The sequence below is a fragment of the Agrobacterium tumefaciens genome (genome assembly GCA_025559845.1).
Lineage (GTDB): Bacteria > Pseudomonadota > Alphaproteobacteria > Rhizobiales > Rhizobiaceae > Agrobacterium.
Genome location: CP048469.1, coordinates 2,760,377 through 2,773,820 on the forward strand (window position 1 = coordinate 2,760,377; position 13,444 = coordinate 2,773,820).

Genomic DNA, 13,444 nt, shown 5'->3' on the forward strand with positions numbered 1-13,444 from the left:
GGCGCTCCCCCTCAATAGACCGGGCTAAGAGGAACGATCGCGGCAAACCGCAGCCAGTCCTTTTGTGCCTTGGGTGTCCACGCCGCTTCCGCAATAGCCGGGAGACGCGGGAAAACAAGGTGATTGAAGTAGGCGCGATTGAGGAAATGCTCCGACCAGATGCAGGCCTGTACGCCCTTCATGCGGTCCTTCAGCTCTTCCGGAAACTCGCCCACCGCCTCATAGGCATATGTGTGCGACGGAGGCACCGTTCCAGCCCAGCTTGCGCCCGGCTCCTGCCAGGCCTCGTCCTGCACCATGTCCAGGTAGTAGGCTTGTCCCGGCGTCATCACCACGTCGTAGCCCTGCTTGGCCAGCGCAAGGCCGACCTCCGGTTTCTGCCAGGCCATCAGAAGTGTGCCTTGCGGATCGACACCGCCGCCGTGGGAAACTTCGTCCCATCCGGCAAGCTGACGGCCGCGCTCATGCAACATGCCCTGAATGCGCTTCATGAAATAGGATTGAATGCCGAACGTGCCGTCCAGCCCTTCTTTCTCCATCAGAGACTTTGCCAGCGGCGATGCCAGCCATGATCCATCCGCAACCTCATCGCCACCGATGTGGATGAGACGCGATGGAAACAGCTCGACCATTTCATCGAAGATCTTGCCCAGAAACTCATACGTCAACTCGATGGCCGGGTTGAGTGCGTTGTTGGGATACCCCTGCACAGAACGATAACTATCGGGCGCCTCCTGGCCGTCCGTCAATTCCGGATAGGCCACCAGGGCTGCAGTACTGTGGCCAGGAATATCAACCTCGGGAATGACTTCGACGTTCAATGCAGCCGCACGCGCCACAACGTTGCGGACATCATTCTGCGTATAGAAACCGGAGACCGGCTCGGCGCTGTTGCCAAGCTGCGGCAGAAGCTGCGTGTCCGGACCACGCGTCGCACCCACCGTGGTCAGCAACGGGTAGGCCTTGATTTCAAGACGCCATGCCTCGTCATCCGTCAGATGCCAATGGAAACGGTTCATGCGGAACCATGCCATGATATCGATCAGCCTCAGCACATCATCCGTGGGATAGAACTGGCGCGACACATCCAGATGGCACCCACGCCAGCTATATCGCGGCGCGTCACTGATGACACCGGAGGCCGGGAAACGGAATTTGGCGTCGCTGCGCGCGCCATGCAGCAACTGGGCAAGCACCGTCAGAGCATATTGGAGGCCGGCAGCAGCAGAATATTCAACGGTTACACTGTCAGCAGCAAAGGACAGCCGATAACCTTCGGCTTCCAACCCACTATGCTTCTTGAAATTGAGTGGCTTTCCTTCATGCACGGGTGCAAGACTGAGCGGCGCATGACCGACCGCGAACAGTCTGCGGAAAAGCGAAAGCACGCCGTCCACAGCAAGCACTTCGTCCGTTGTCGCTTCCTTCGCCGGGAAAAGCGCCACTGGGAAGGTTTCGCCGGGTTGCACCTCAACATCAGCAGGCCATGGCTGCATGGAAAACGGCAGATCGAGCTTTCCTTCCGGCAACAGGACCGGCGGCGGCTCGCTGTGGCGTCCATCCAGCATCAGATCGGCAACCTCGACGGTACGATGTGTGCCGTCTGCAAGGCTGACATAAGCGGATTTTGCGCCATCCGTGCGGTGGCGGGCCGGACGCAACAGACCATCGACCACAAACCGCCAGGATTGTCCGGCCTCCAGAACGAAACCCGGCGGCGGTGCAAACTCGTGGAAGTTCGCATTCCGGCGCAGATAAACGGCATTCTCGCAAACAGGCTTGTCCACAGTGCGCGTCAGAGAGGTGTAGACAACACGGAAATCGCTCAACGGTTCGGAAGACAGGTTGAACAGCGTGAAGGTAAATCCACCGGACGCGTTGTCTTGCAGCGGATGCCAGGAATTTTCGAGACGGTAACGTGTGAGCGCCATGATGCTCCCCTTATTATTGCAGATTGAGCCTGGTTCTGGCCCGGGTCAGTAATGTTCGGATTGCGAAAAAGTGTGGGCGAGCGGTGCCTGCCCGGCGGTCAAACCGCAGTCGACAGGCAGGCAAACGCCGCTGATGGCCATCGCTTGCGGACCGGCCAGAAAGGCAACAGCATTCGCCACATCCTCCGGTTTCACGATGCGGCGCAACGGATACCAGTGCTTCGCCTCTTCGAAGACTTGCGGATTGTTGGCCGCCCGCGCTTCCCATGCCTGTGTTCGAACAGTGCCAGGGGCAACGGCGTTGGAGCGGATGCCGAATTTTCCGTATTCGACGGCAATCAGCTTTGTCAGGTGGATCAGGCCTGCCTTTGCAGCGCTATAAGCCGGATGACCGAAAACCGACATCCCGTTCACCGAGGCGACGTTGACGAGCGCACCCTGCGTTCGCTTCAAAGGCTCCTCAAAAGCCCTGAAACACAAGAACGGCGCCTCGAGGTTGAGAGCGTTATCCTTGCGCCAGATTTCCGGCGTTGTGTCGTGCAGACTGACAGCGCGAGCCGCGCCAGCATTGTTGACGAGTGTTGCGACATCACCAAGCAAAGCTACGTCGGCTGCCAGCCTTGAAAGATCCTCCGGACTGGTCACGTCACAGGTTTTGGCAACGAAGTTGGAGCCGGAAAGCAGGGAAAGCAGGGAAAGCGCCTTATCAAGCGCTGCAGCATCAATATCCACCAGCACAACGGTCGCATGGGTCACCGATAGCTGTTCAGCAATTGCGCGACCAATATCACCAGCCGCACCCGTTACCACGGCGACGTGGTTTCTGCTGTCTGTCATGTCCTAAAGCTCCTCTGGCGTTAACCGCCCCTCTCAGTCGCCAAGCAATTGCCGGTCGTCCTTGTCGCGGTGTTCCACGAGCTGCTGCTTGATGTGACGCAAGGTCACCATCGACCTTTGCTGGTTGTGATAAGCTGCCAACGTCGCGAGAACATCGACGGCAGCCAGATAGGCATAACGCGACGAAGTGGGGCGGAAGATATTGTTTCCTTCGGGAACATTGACCCCGACAACGATGTCTGCAGCGTCGGCAACCGGACTGTCGCTCTGGGTCAACGCAATGGTGGCGACACCCATCTCGCGCGCCAGCCTGAAACATTTGACCAGCTCCATGTTCCGGCCCGAGAAGGATGAACCGATAATGACATCGTCCTTGCGTGCGGCAGCGGTCATCATCAGTTGCATGCTGTGATCGGCGCTTGTCGCAACACGGAATCCGAGGCGAAACAGGCGGTTTTGAATCTCGTCCGAAATCATCGACGAGTTGCCGCCCGAACCAAAGGCATAGATCATGCCGCTATTGGCAATCCTTGCTGCGGCCTGATCCGCTATCGCAGGATCAAGCGTCTTGTGAAGCAGGAAAAGCGCATCTTGCGCCTTCGCCAGAACTTCCTCGGTAACTTCGGAGGGACCAGTGCTAGTCGCCTCCGAGGTCAGATAACGGATACCGACATAGGCCGTCTTGGCAAGGCTGACCTTGAACTCGGAGAAACTCTGACAACCAAGGCGCCGGCAGAAACGTGTAACGGTCGGCGGAGAGACTTCGGCACGCGCTGCAAGCTCGATGATCGAGGCATTGACGGCAAATTCGAAGTCCGAGACCAGAATATCGGCGATGCGTTTCTCCGACTGGGAAAACTGCGCCTTGTCTTCTTGAATTTTTGCGAAAATATCCATGGTCATCGGTCCCCGTTACGCCAAAATCAGGCTTTGGCCTCGTTTCCGATGCACCGCAAATCGGCATGCCAGTCAACCGCCCGAATTCTTGATCCAAGGTTCGTTTGCCCAATTAACGGCAAGGCTTTCGCTCCCATTACGAAAATTATTTTCTTTGTTGATTGATATGAGAGCATATGCCAACAATCTCCACCAGAGAAATCTACGAAATATGAAAATAATTTCAAAAACGGACTGTCGTCATGCGTGATCCCTTCAAGAACCCCTTTCCCGAAACCGATTTCGCCCGCCACTCCATCTGGGAGATGCTGGTGACGCGTGACATCGACGCTTTTCTCGCTGCCGACTGGGACAAGGTCGCCGATGATTTCGTCGAAGACGGCTTTCTCGGCATCAATGCCAACCGCGAGACCAATCCGGACAACTGGCGCCTGTCCTTCCCCTCGCTTGTTGCCTACCGCGACGAATGGCTGAGACAGGCACAGGATTTCCAGAAGGAAAAGTTTGCCGACGATCCGCGCACAGCCATCTTCACCACGACGACGCTGGAAGAGATCGAGGTCGAAGGCGAAACGGCGCTCGTTCGCAAGAAGTTCGATGGCGGCTTGCGAAAAGCAGACGGCAGTTTCGACACCATGAAATGGCAGACGCTTTATTATTGCCGGCTGCACCAGGGGCGCTGGAAAATCAGCGGCTTCACGGGCTACATGCCGAACCCGATGCCGTAATGGCAAAGACGCAAAACGCCGGGCCGAAAACCCGGCGTTTTTTTTGCGTTTAGCGCCTGCATCTGAAGTACGAAATGCGGCCTTGGCAACAGGGGCGGATGTAAGTGAAAATCCCATGATCCGCCCTCCTGTCGCTATTGAATGAGCTTGAGCACGGAGAGATCGACACGCCGATCCAGGGCAATACCGCTATCGTCAAACAGATGGCAATCGGATGCCTTGATACCTGTGACGATCGGCTCGTCGACAACCACCGGTGCAGAGCCAGACAGCAACGCACAATAGTTTTCTCCGGTCGGAGAAACACCATAGGCAATGGTGTTGACACCGAGCCGCTCGATCACGCTTGGCGCCACCGTGATATTGAGGTCTGCAGGTTCAAGACCGGTGTGTTCCGGGCGAATTCCAAGCGTCAATTGCGAACCTTCGAGACCCGCACGCGGTTCGACCGGAACAGTGATCCGCTGGCCCTGATAGTCCACCGTGACACCATCGGCGTCTGCCTTTACACAGGTCACCTTCAGGAAGTTCATCTTGGGGTTACCGATAAATCCGGCAACGAAAAGATTGGCGGGTTTGTGGTAAAGTTCCAGCGGCGCGCCGACCTGTGCAATCTCGCCAGCATTCAGCACCACGATACGGTCAGCCATGGTCATGGCTTCCACCTGGTCGTGGGTCACGTAGATCATCGTCGCCTTCAGCGTACGATGCAGATTGGTAAGCTCGATACGCATGTCCGCGCGCAGCGCCGCATCGAGGTTGGACAGCGGTTCGTCGAACAGAAAGATTTTCGGTTCACGGACGATCGCGCGCCCGATTGCAACGCGCTGGCGCTGACCGCCAGAAAGCATTCCCGGTCGCTGTTCAAGGCGCTGATCAAGCTGCAGGATCTTGGCGACGCCTTCGACCTTCTCCTTGATCTTGCTTTCTTCCATCTTTTCGACACGCAGCGGAAACGCGATGTTTTCGAAGACAGACATATGCGGATAAAGCGCATACGACTGGAAAACCATGGCAATGCCGCGCTTGACGGGTGGCAGCTCGTTGACCTTCACACCATTGATGACGACGTCACCACCGGAAATGTCTTCCAGACCTGCGATCATCCGCAGCAGCGTGGACTTGCCGCATCCCGAAGGTCCGACAAAAACGACGAATTCACCATCCTTGATGTCGAGCTGAACGCCCTTGATGACTTCGAAATGTCCATAATTCTTGCGGACGTTGTTGAGATAGAGTTGACCCAAGACTTGCCTCTCCCGTCACCAGCCAAAACACGGCTGCGTTCAGAGACGTTCCAGAACGAACAGGGCCGTTCGGACCGAAACCGTTTGAAATAAGACGGAAACCTTACCCCTTCTGATGAAGTGATGATGTTTCCGCAGCGAAATTGAGGGGAACTGCGGGCTTTACGACAAGCCCGCAGTCATCAGCGCATTTGGCTTACTTGTATTGCTCAAGCGCACCCGATGCCTTCTTCACGGCATCTTCCGGTGTCGCCTTGCCCGTGACGACGGACTGTACCATCTCGATGATGACGTCCTGGAAGCCCTTGTAATCGGTGAAGAGCGGCTCAGGACCACCATAGGCGATACCGTCGACGAGCGGCTTCCAGAAGGGGTCCTTGGCAATGAATTCGTCAACCTTCGGCGATGGACGCAGCGGCGTCAGGCCGGCGCCGCCCTGCAGTTCATATTCGCCCTGTGGACCGGGAGAGGTAATGAATTTGGCGAATTCGGTCGCTTTTTCCTCAACGCCCGTACCCTTGAAGATAGCAAGGCTGTCGGTGATGAGCAGCGTGCCAGAACCCTTGGCTTCCGGACCGAGCGGAAGTGTTGCGATACCCCAATTGATCTTGGTGGCCTGGAGACGCGTAGCGGCACCGGAGCCTGCCTGGATCATGCCGACCTTGCCATCGAGGAAGATCGCGCGGATTTCGTTCTGCTCGTAGGCAGTCGGACCTTCGACGGAGTAAGGTGTGATGTCCTTGTAGGCCTGCAGTGCTGCCAGAACCTGCGGGCTGTCGACCGTGATCTTGTCGCCGTCGATGACCTTGCCGTTATTGGTGTAAACCCAGTGCATGAACTGGTGCATGGTGTTGTCGAAGGTCTTTGCTGGCAGACCGTAACCGGCCACACCGGTCTTTTCCTTGATCTGCTTTGCGAACGCAATTTCTTCAGCCCAGGTCTTCGGCGGCACTTCCGGATCAAGACCGGCCTGCTTGAACAGATCCTTGTTCCAGTAGAGAGCCTTGGTCGAGAACGCGACCGGAACGCCCCACTGGGTATCTTCGAACGTCACCGTGTCGACGATGTTGGGGTAATAGCTTTTCTTTTCCTCTTCCGTCATCGGCACCGGAACGATGAGATCGTTCTGCGCGAACTGCTTCAGAGTGCGTGAACCGACATAGGCCATGGCGACCGGCGTGCCGGCAGCAGCCAGCGTGGTTGCCTTGTCCTGGCACTGTGCCCAGCCGACGACTTCCGGAACAACCTTCCAGCCTTCGTTCTTGCCTTCCCATTCCTTGATGTACTTCTCATGGATGGGGTCCATCTTGTCGCCGCAATAGATCCAGCTGATTTCCTTGTCGGCAGCGTGCGCCGTCACCGTGCCAAGCGCGGTTGAACCGGCAAATGCGAGAGCGCAGAGCGCCAATCCGTAATGTTTCAGTGCCATAAGTAGTCTCCCATTCTCTGGTGGTCGTTCCGGTTGTTGTTTATTTCACCGCGCCGGCGGTCAGACCGCTGACGAGATATCGTTGCATGAAGAAGATCACGACCATGGCCGGCGCAATGCCGACAAAGCTGGCCGCCATCAACTCATTCCAGATGACTTCCTGACGACCGAAATAGGCAAACAGGCCAATAGGCAGCGGCATAAATTCGGTCTTGGAATTGAAGGTGAGGGCGAAGATGAACTGCTGGGCGTAAGCGCCGATGAAGGTGGTGATCGACACCACGGCGATGCCAGGCATGGCAAGCGGCAGGATCACACGGCGGAACGTATAGAAATAGCTGGCGCCGTCCACATAAGCGGCTTCTTCAAGTTCGCGTGGAATGCGCAGCATATACGTTCTGAGCAGCCAGATGGCGGTTGGAATCAGGAACGCCGCACCTGGGATGATCATTGCGAAATAAGTATTCAGGACACCCATGTTGCGCATCAACCGGTAGAGCGGGATCAGGAGAACCGCACCTGAAAACATGTTGATGGCCAGAAACGCGCCCAGCAACTGCCCACGGCCGCGAAACTTGAAACGGGCGAAGGCGTAGGATGCGGGGACCACCAGAAGCAGCACGATCGCCGTCGAGATGGTGGAAATGAAGAAGGAGTTGAAGACGTAACGGGCAAAGCCCGGAACGCTGACCCACATGGTCTTGTAGGCTTCGAACGAGCCGTTTTCCGGCCAGAAACGATATGGCGAGGAAAACAGCAGGCTGAGCGGCTTCAGCGAAACCAGAAAACCCTCGACAAACGGTGCCAGCACGAAGGTCAGGAACACGGCGATACCGCAATAGATCCCGACGATTTCATACCACTTGTAGCGGTTGATCATCGCATTCTTGTCGGTCATCGGGTGGCCTCCTGAGAAATACGGCTGGTGACACGGAAATAGAAGAAGGTGAAAATCGACAGGAAGATGCAGATCAGCACGGCACGCGCGGCACCTTCCCCGTATTTGTAGGAACCGATCGCGGTCTTGTAGGTGTCGATAATCATCGTTGTCGTCTGACCGGTCGGACCGCCCTGCGTCAAAATCCAGATGATATCGAAAGAGTTGAACGTCGAGATCAGCGAAATCATCGACATGGTGATCATCGCAGGCAACATCAGCGGCAGCGTGATGCGGCGGAAACGATACATACGGCTTGCACCATCGGTCCACGCAGCCTCGTAGAGATCCTGCGGAATGGCCTGTATGGCTGCCAGAAGGTAAAGCGTCACCATCGGCACGCCGATCCAGACGTCTGTCACGACTGTCGCCCAGAATGCGGTATTGCCGTAAGCAAGAAATGCAACCGGTCCATCGACCAGGCCCAGGTTCTGCAAGACGCCAGAGATCATGCCGAACTGGCCGTTATACATCCAGCCCCACATGAAAATGCCGATCGCCATTGGCACGATCCATGGCGGCATGGTCAGGATGCGGAAAAGTGCCCGACCTGGAACGGCCGAGTTCAGCAGAACTGCTCCGAACGTGCCGATGATCATCTTGATCGAGACGGAAAAGAACGTCCAGATGAAGGTCCGGGTGATGACACCGGCAAAGGTCTCGTTGAAAATCTTCTCGTAGTTCAGAAATCCGACCCAATTCGTCGTCTTGCGAAGTGACGCATCGGTGAAGGAGAGAATGAACGTATCAACCAGCGGGTAGGCAACGATAACCGTTATATAGAGGAGTGCCGGAAGAAGGAGAAGCCAGGCGAAGATGACCGCGGTACGTTTCGCTTCCATCGCCCGTCCCCTTACGCGGATTTCGCCGTGGGCGCTTTTACCTGCCCATGGAGCGCGAGATCATAATCTTCCCAGACTGGCTTCAGGTCCACGACCTTGCGGCCATGACGAGCCTCATCCATGGCAAGCGCCAGAATGCCAGCCTCGATTGCATCAAGCGCCGAAACCGGAAGCGGCGTCCCATTCACCACATGCGCCACGACATCAGCGGCCATTTGTTCGTCGGCACCATAGTGCTGCGACAGGGCCGTTGCTGCGGAGTAGGTCTTCGAAACGGTTTTTTCGTTGGTGCGGGCATTGTGTACATTGAGGAAGCCACGCACGAAATCACCTTCCGCCATGCCCTTTGCGCCCATGACGCAGAAACGGCGAAAATCGTCCGGCACGTTCAGATTGGTATGGAACGCAAGCGAGGCACCATTTTCATATTCGACGATTGCCGTCTGATAGTCGATGATATCGCCATCGCTGTCGAAGACCTTGTCGGACCCCATCCAGCCACTTGGCTTGCGATGATAGACCTCCATGTCATTGATGCCGTCGTTCTGCGGGGCATTGGCTGGCGTAAAGCTTTTGCGCCCACCGAAACTCGACACGAAACGTGGCCGCGCCCCGACAACACCGTTGTAAAGATCGAGGTCATGGCAGCATTTTTCCAGCATGAACGAACCGGAATAATGCTCGTAACGCCGCCAGTCGCGCATGAAAAACGCGCCGTGATAAGGCGGAATATGTTCTGAAGCCTCGATGGAGACGACCTCACCCAGCTTGCCCTCCGCCTGAGCCGCGCGCAGATCGCGATAAAGTGGCGAATAACGCAGGACGAGGCCGACCATCAGCCGCTCATGCCCATGCTTATTCAGCAGGCGGGCAAGCTCGAGGCTTTCAGCAATACTGACGACAATCGGCTTTTCGGTGAAGATCGTGCAGCCGGCCTCAAGCCCGATGCGGATGTGGTCGAGATGCATATGGTTGGGAGACCCGATCATCAGCAGATCAAAGGTCTCGTTGGCGATCAGCTCTTCGGGGGTATCATAAACCCGACCAGCGGAAATTCCCTTTTCCTGCAAGCCGGGAAGGCCAGCAGGGGCAGGATCGACATAGCCGACGATTTCGAAATCCTTGTCGATTTCACTGAAAACGTAGCCCAGATATCCGAGACGGAATCCGAGTCCGATAATTCCCACTTTCATGAAGCTGTTCCCTGCTTTACCGTAATTCATTTTCGCAATTGCAGCCATTTCTGCGTCGGCCGTTCAATCAACTGCGATAATTTTGATCCATCATGAAATTAATTTTCAAGATGGTCAAATCAAATTCTAGACTTCCAGCTCTTGGCCCAGAGTTTTTCACGGCGGCCCAACTCAATGGACAAACCTCAACCGAGGACCAACACAAAAACAATACCAAAAAAATGCCACTCGTCCAGAGAGGAAACGCAAAGCGGAAATTTTTTTTGGTTAACGCTGAAATATCATCGAAAACAGCCTGAAAAACCTCGAAAACAATGAAAAACCTCCATCACCGAACGGATTTTTGCAAATGGTTTGATTTTGGTATTGTCGGTGGTATCACCTGTGATATAGCGAAACCAGCCAAGGACTGGCGACAGAGGGTGACAGATGAACGAGGCAGCCTTGAATCTCGACGGCCTGCAATCAGGAAGCGGCGGACCGCTTTACCTGAAACTGCGCCAGACGATTGAAGACGCGATCAATGGCGGCCGCCTGAAACACGGCGATGCCCTCCCCCCGGAAAGAGATATTGCCGAAAACGCCAGCGTAAGCCGCGTGACGGTGAGAAAGGCCGTAGACGATCTGGTTCGCGATGGCCTTCTGGTACGCAGGCATGGCTCGGGCACGTTCGTTGTGAAGCCAATAACACGCATGCAGCAACCCCTGACAAAGCTGACCTCGTTTACCGAGGACATGCGTCGCAGGGGTATGACAGCCAGCACGCGATGGCTCGACCGGGGACTTTTTTACCCCACCGGCGATGAAATGATGACACTCGGCCTCTCCCATTCCGCCATGGTGGCCCGGTTGACCCGTCTTCGCCTTGCCAACGACCAGCCAATCGCGCTGGAAGTCACGACCCTGCCGGACGACATATTGCCTGAACCACAACAGGTGGAAAACTCGCTTTATCTGGTGCTGGAACGGAACGGCATTCGCCCTGTCCGCGCCATTCAGCGCATCTCCGCACGCACTCTGACAGACGAGGAAACATTGCTCCTGGGTGTTCCGCCCGGGTCCGCCGCTCTTTCCGTGCAACGCATGGCCTATCTGGAGAGTGGGCGTCTCATGGAAATATCACACGCGCTTTACAGAAGTGACGCCTACGACCTCGTAGCGGAACTGACGATAGCATCCGACTGAAACAAATCGATCAAGGACCAAACCGATGACAACCCTGATGCGCCAGGAAATCGACGAGATTCCCGATGCAGTTGCTCGCCTGCTGGACAATGCCTCGACAGAATTTCAGGAGGCAGGGCGCAAATTGATGGCCCGGGACCCGGCTGTCATCATTACCATCGCCCGTGGATCGTCAGATCATGCCGCACATTTCCTGAAATATGCCATCGAGTTGCAGACTGGCCTTCCCGTTGCCTCTCTCGGCCCTTCGCTCGCCTCGATCTATCAGACAAAATTGCGGCTGGAACGGGCAGCAGCGATCGCCGTCTCGCAGTCGGGCAAAAGCCCCGATATCGTGGCGCTGGCAGAAAGTGCCCGCAAAGGCGGCGCACTGACATTTTCCCTCGTCAACACCTTGCCCTCTCCCTTGGGCGATATGGCCGATCACGCGATAGACATTCAGGCTGGACCGGAAAAGGCTGTCGCAGCAACCAAATCCTTCGTCAATTCGATTGTCGCAGGCTTGGCAATCCTCGCGGCCTGGACGGAAGACAATCTGCTCGCGAAAGCCGTCAGCGCGCTCCCGCAAAATTTTGCCAAGGCCATCGCACTTGACTGGAGCCACATCGGCGAAGCCGTGAAGAATGAGGAATCGCTTTATATGCTGGGCCGTGGCCCGTCATTGGCAATTGCTGCGGAAGCCGCGCTGAAATGCAAGGAAACCTGCGAGTTGCACGCGGAGGCCTACTCCTCTGCTGAAGTTATGCACGGTCCGGTGTCTCTGGTGTCGCCGAGGTTCCCTGTCATCGCGTTTGCCGCACGCGATCGCGCCGAGGCATCTGTCACGGAGATTGCCAGCGGACTTGGCAAGAAAGGCGCAAGCGTCTTTGTCACGTCCACCAAGGGATCACCGGCCACATCGTTGCCATTCGTCGAAACCAACCATCCGCTGACCGACGCGCTGTTGCTGATCGCGCCATTCTACGGCTTCATCGAGCAGCTTTCACGCGCGCGCGGCTTCAACCCGGATGCGCCCGTCGCACTGAAAAAGGTAACGGAAACCCAATGAGCAGCATGAAAGCGCTGGTTGGCACCCGCATCTTCGATGGCACGACGTGGCATGAAGGCAAGGCCCTGCTGATTGATGGCGGACGGGTATCGCAAATCATCGACAGGGAAGCTTTGCCCTCGGGGACGATATCGATCGATGCGGCAGGCTTTTTGATGGTACCGGGGTTCGTTGACCTGCAGGTCAACGGCGGCGGCGGTGTGATGTTCAATAACCAGCCGGATGTCGAAGGCGTTGCCCGCATCTGCGCCGCTCACGCGAAATTTGGTACGACGGCCCTGATGGTAACGTTGATTACCGACCGGCCAGACGTCACCGCAAAAGCAGCGCAGGCAGGGATCGCAGCATGGAATGACAAAGTTCCGGGCTTTCTCGGGCTGCATTTCGAGGGGCCGCATCTTTCGGTCGCACGCAAGGGCACCCACGATCCCAACCTGATCCGGAAAATGGAATCAGGCGATCTGGCCTTGCTGACCGCCTTGAAGGCTGACCTTCCTTATATCCTGACGACGGTCGCCCCGGAGAGCGTTTCAACCGAGCAGGTCAGCGCGCTTCGGCAAGCTGGCATCATCGTCAGTCTTGGTCATACCGAAGCCGGGTTTGCTGTTGCGAAAAATTATGCGGATGCAGGCGCCTCCATGGTCACGCATCTTTTCAACGCCATGAGCCCGCTTGGTCACCGCGAACCCGGTCTCGTCGGTGCGGCAATTTCAAGCGGCAAGCTGGACTGCGGTCTCATCGCCGACGGTTTCCATGTCGATCCTGCCGCAATGGGAATTGCTTTGCGCGCAAAAAACGGTCCGGGACGAATCTTCCTCGTGACCGACGCCATGTCCACCATCGGCACGAACGATGACGGCTTCGAACTGAATGGCCGCCGGGTTTATCGCAACGGCGGACGCCTGACATTGGCCGACGGTACGCTTGCTGGAGCGGATATCGACATGCTTTCCTGCATCCGGTTCGTACACGAAAAATTGCAGATGCCCCTTGAAGAAGCCTTGCGAATGGCGTCCACCTATCCCGCGCAAGCCATCGCGGCATCAGGAAAAGGCGAGCTTCTGCCTGGTTTCGATGCCGATTTTGTCTTGCTCACGCCAAGCCTTGATATCGATTCGACCTGGATCGGCGGGGAAAAGATCTTTGACGCGAACACTTCCGGGATGTGAA

Annotated in this window: 12 protein-coding genes; 4 read left to right on the top strand and 8 right to left on the bottom strand. The window is 56.5% G+C overall.

All coding sequences use genetic code 11. From position 1 onward, the window contains the following. Nucleotides 1–11: 11 nt before the first annotated feature. The 3 genes from FY156_13850 to FY156_13860 are packed head-to-tail and all read right to left on the bottom strand — an operon-like array spanning nucleotide 12 to nucleotide 3,665. Nucleotides 12–1,931 carry a beta-N-acetylhexosaminidase gene (locus tag FY156_13850; GenBank protein ID UXS02469.1) on the bottom strand — a complete coding sequence of 640 codons (1,920 nt, stop codon included), beginning with the start codon at nucleotides 1,929–1,931 and terminating at the stop codon, nucleotides 12–14. Nucleotides 1,932–1,976: 45 nt separating this feature from the next. After that, entirely contained in the window at nucleotides 1,977–2,768 is a 792-nt protein-coding gene (locus tag FY156_13855; GenBank protein UXS02470.1) for an SDR family oxidoreductase, read from the bottom strand. A 33-nt stretch (nucleotides 2,769–2,801) separates the two neighbouring features. After that, a complete protein-coding gene (locus FY156_13860; GenBank protein ID UXS02471.1) occupies nucleotides 2,802–3,665 on the bottom strand; it encodes a MurR/RpiR family transcriptional regulator in 864 nt (287 codons plus the stop codon). Between the two features lie 242 nt (nucleotides 3,666–3,907). Here FY156_13860 and FY156_13865 point away from each other — a divergent pair, with 242 nt between their 5' ends. Further along, the gene (locus FY156_13865) at nucleotides 3,908–4,393 is read left to right on the top strand and encodes a hypothetical protein (protein UXS02472.1); all 486 of its coding nucleotides are present in this window, start codon (nucleotides 3,908–3,910) and stop codon (nucleotides 4,391–4,393) included. 134 nt (nucleotides 4,394–4,527) lie between these two features. Here the strand turns inward: FY156_13865 and ugpC are convergent, their stop codons facing one another. The 5 genes from ugpC to FY156_13890 form a co-directional block, all read right to left on the bottom strand. After that, nucleotides 4,528–5,640, bottom strand: coding sequence for a sn-glycerol-3-phosphate ABC transporter ATP-binding protein UgpC (gene ugpC / locus FY156_13870; protein UXS02473.1), 1,113 nt, complete (start codon nucleotides 5,638–5,640; stop codon nucleotides 4,528–4,530). A 196-nt stretch (nucleotides 5,641–5,836) separates the two neighbouring features. Continuing rightward, complete coding sequence (locus tag FY156_13875) at nucleotides 5,837–7,069, bottom strand: extracellular solute-binding protein (GenBank protein UXS02474.1); 1,233 nt, start codon at nucleotides 7,067–7,069, stop codon at nucleotides 5,837–5,839. 40 nt (nucleotides 7,070–7,109) lie between these two features. Then, nucleotides 7,110–7,967 carry a carbohydrate ABC transporter permease gene (locus FY156_13880; protein ID UXS02475.1) on the bottom strand — a complete coding sequence of 286 codons (858 nt, stop codon included), beginning with the start codon at nucleotides 7,965–7,967 and terminating at the stop codon, nucleotides 7,110–7,112. Then, nucleotides 7,964–8,848 (bottom strand): sugar ABC transporter permease, encoded by an 885-nt coding sequence (locus tag FY156_13885; protein ID UXS02476.1) that lies wholly within the window; start codon nucleotides 8,846–8,848, stop codon nucleotides 7,964–7,966. Before FY156_13885 ends, FY156_13880 begins: the two co-directional genes overlap by 4 nt. Nucleotides 8,849–8,859: 11 nt before the next feature. Next, the gene (locus FY156_13890) at nucleotides 8,860–10,041 is read right to left on the bottom strand and encodes a Gfo/Idh/MocA family oxidoreductase (protein UXS02477.1); all 1,182 of its coding nucleotides are present in this window, start codon (nucleotides 10,039–10,041) and stop codon (nucleotides 8,860–8,862) included. Between the two features lie 429 nt (nucleotides 10,042–10,470). On the opposite strand from FY156_13890, the gene FY156_13895 reads away from it, so the two are divergent. The 3 genes from FY156_13895 to nagA are packed head-to-tail and all read left to right on the top strand — an operon-like array spanning nucleotide 10,471 to nucleotide 13,443. Beyond that, nucleotides 10,471–11,226, top strand: coding sequence for a GntR family transcriptional regulator (locus FY156_13895; protein ID UXS02478.1), 756 nt, complete (start codon nucleotides 10,471–10,473; stop codon nucleotides 11,224–11,226). Nucleotides 11,227–11,251: 25 nt separating this feature from the next. Beyond that, a complete protein-coding gene (locus tag FY156_13900; protein UXS02479.1) occupies nucleotides 11,252–12,274 on the top strand; it encodes an SIS domain-containing protein in 1,023 nt (340 codons plus the stop codon). Next, nucleotides 12,271–13,443, top strand: a complete 1,173-nt coding sequence (nagA, locus tag FY156_13905; protein ID UXS02480.1) for an N-acetylglucosamine-6-phosphate deacetylase — start codon at nucleotides 12,271–12,273, stop codon at nucleotides 13,441–13,443. Before FY156_13900 ends, nagA begins: the two co-directional genes overlap by 4 nt. Nucleotide 13,444 lies beyond the last annotated feature (1 nt).